The 2,061-nt window shown below is 62.5% G+C and carries 2 protein-coding genes; one reads left to right on the top strand and one right to left on the bottom strand.

Annotation, left to right across the window (positions count from 1 at the left end; all coding sequences use genetic code 11):
* Positions 1 to 1,160: transglutaminase family protein (locus ABX749_RS30905; RefSeq protein ID WP_372899424.1), on the top strand; the 1,160-nt coding region annotated here is incomplete at its 5' end.
* A 34-nt stretch (positions 1,161 to 1,194) separates the two neighbouring features.
* Here ABX749_RS30905 and ABX749_RS30910 read toward each other — a convergent pair.
* Positions 1,195 to 2,061: MFS transporter (locus ABX749_RS30910; RefSeq protein WP_372899425.1), on the bottom strand; the 867-nt coding region annotated here is incomplete at its 5' end.

Consider the following 2,061-nt stretch of genomic DNA (forward strand, 5'->3'; position numbering starts at 1 on the left):
GCCCCTCGGTCAGCCCCTTTCTGACCCTCGGACATCTGTTGCCCAGCATCGTTCGCTACTTCAATCGACACCCCTCGCTGTCCTACCTTCACGCCACCGACTCGGTCGGACCGTCCAGCCAGGCACCTCGGGTGGACGAAAGTCTGCATCACGATCTGTCAGATTTTGCGCTCGCGCTCGAACTCCTCAAGCGAACCGACAGCCCAACGCCGGACACGCTCTGGAATAGCCTCGCACCGTTTCTGGCGGATCCCTCCGGGAACAGCCACCGAGCCGAAATCAACATCGAAAAGCTTTGGAATCCGTTCTTGGGCGGGCGAGGCTGCAACGGGCTGGTCGAATTCCGCGCGTTTCGCATGGCACCGTCTCCCGAGACCACGGCGGCATTGGCGGCCCTGCTGCGGGCCATCGTCACCATGCTCGCCGAAGCCCCGTTTGACGAACCCCTGTCCGACTGGGGATCGGAATTGCACTCGCGGTTTTCGCTGCCGTATTACCTGCATCGCGACCTGAAAGAAGTCCTCGCCGATCTCGACACGGTCGGTCTGGGGCTCGGTGATCCGCTGGTCCAATTACTGCTCCGCGACCGCGACCTGGTCCTCGCCGAACGGACGCTCGGATCGGCGCATCTGGAAATCCGCAGGGCGCTGGAGTTTTGGCCGCTGGTCGGCGATGTTGCAACTCAAGAACGCGGCGGATCGCGGTTGATCGACTCCAGCACCTCGCGGATCGAAATTCGACTGCGTCCGACGGATCCGAATGAACCGCTGGATGACTGGAACGTCACCGTCGGCAACTGGTCGATCCCGCTGCAGCGCGTCGAAGATGACCAAGGGGAGGTCGCACTTGTCGGCCTGCGCTATCGAAGTTTCGTCCCGCTCCGCGGACTGCACCCGACCCTCGGCGCCCAGTCACCGCTGACGCTCTGCTTTTCACACCCCCGCGCCGGTCACTGGCATGTCTCGCTACATGACTGGCACCCCAAAAGCGAACCCTACGCCGGGCTTCCCGCCAACGTCGATGAAGCCCGTCAGCGGCGCGAACAACGCTGCGTCGTCGAGCCGATCGATGCAAAGACGATCGCCTCGACGGTCTCGCCACCCGGCGATGCCGTCTGCGATCACGTCGTGGATCTCCGCTGGCAGCAACCCAAGTCGTAGTGATTCCGACCGGTGATTCAGGCACGGCTGATCATCAGCGGACGTCAGGCCCTTCGCCTAACCGTCCGGGCGAACCGAGCTTTTGATGCCTGCGGAACACAACCGTCGCGATCAACCCCGTGATGGCGAACGACGTGACCGCCGCAAACAGGTGCCGATGGCCCATCTCGCCCGGCGATCGATCGAGCAGCCAGCCCATCAGCGGCCCCATGAAGACGTCGGGTGTGTAACCGATGACCGACACGATTCCGACCGCCGTGCCGGTCCGTCCCATCGGCACGCGACCTTCTTCCATCAGCGCAAAGTACAACCCGCGAAGCGCGAATACGGCGGCACTGGTGGTAACCAGCGTGGCAAAGAACAACACCATCGCTCCGGGCGGCAGCAAGCCGGCGGCGAGCGAACCGGTTCCCACAGCAATCGCGGCAAAACACACCAGCGTTGATTTCGAAACGCCGAATCGATCGGCAATCAATCCGGCGAGAACAGCTGCCGGCGGACGCATCCACATTGACACCGTGCCGATTGTTGCCGCCTGCACTTCATCGAACAACAACACCTCTTTGGCGTACAGCGACACGTCATCGAGTCCCTTGTACGCCACGTACGCACAAACAACGATGATCGCCTGCAACCAAACGGCGGGCATTCGCAGCACCGCCCCGATCCCGGCATCGGCGTCGGCGCGACTTGGGGAATTCGCCTCGAAGGTCCGCGTTTGCTTTCGCGGCAGCGCAAACCAGACCAGCACGGCGGACAAGAAAGTCACCGCGGCAAACAACAGCACCACGTTACCAAATGCGCCAGACCGCTCGGACAGTGTTGCGACTTGTACATCGGCAGGAATCAACGCCGCGTACAGCCAAACCGACACGCTGGCGATCAGGGCGGCGATCAATCC

Origin of the sequence: Stieleria sp., from assembly GCF_041595215.1 — a bacterium.
Classification (GTDB): domain Bacteria; phylum Planctomycetota; class Planctomycetia; order Pirellulales; family Pirellulaceae; genus Stieleria; species Stieleria magnilauensis.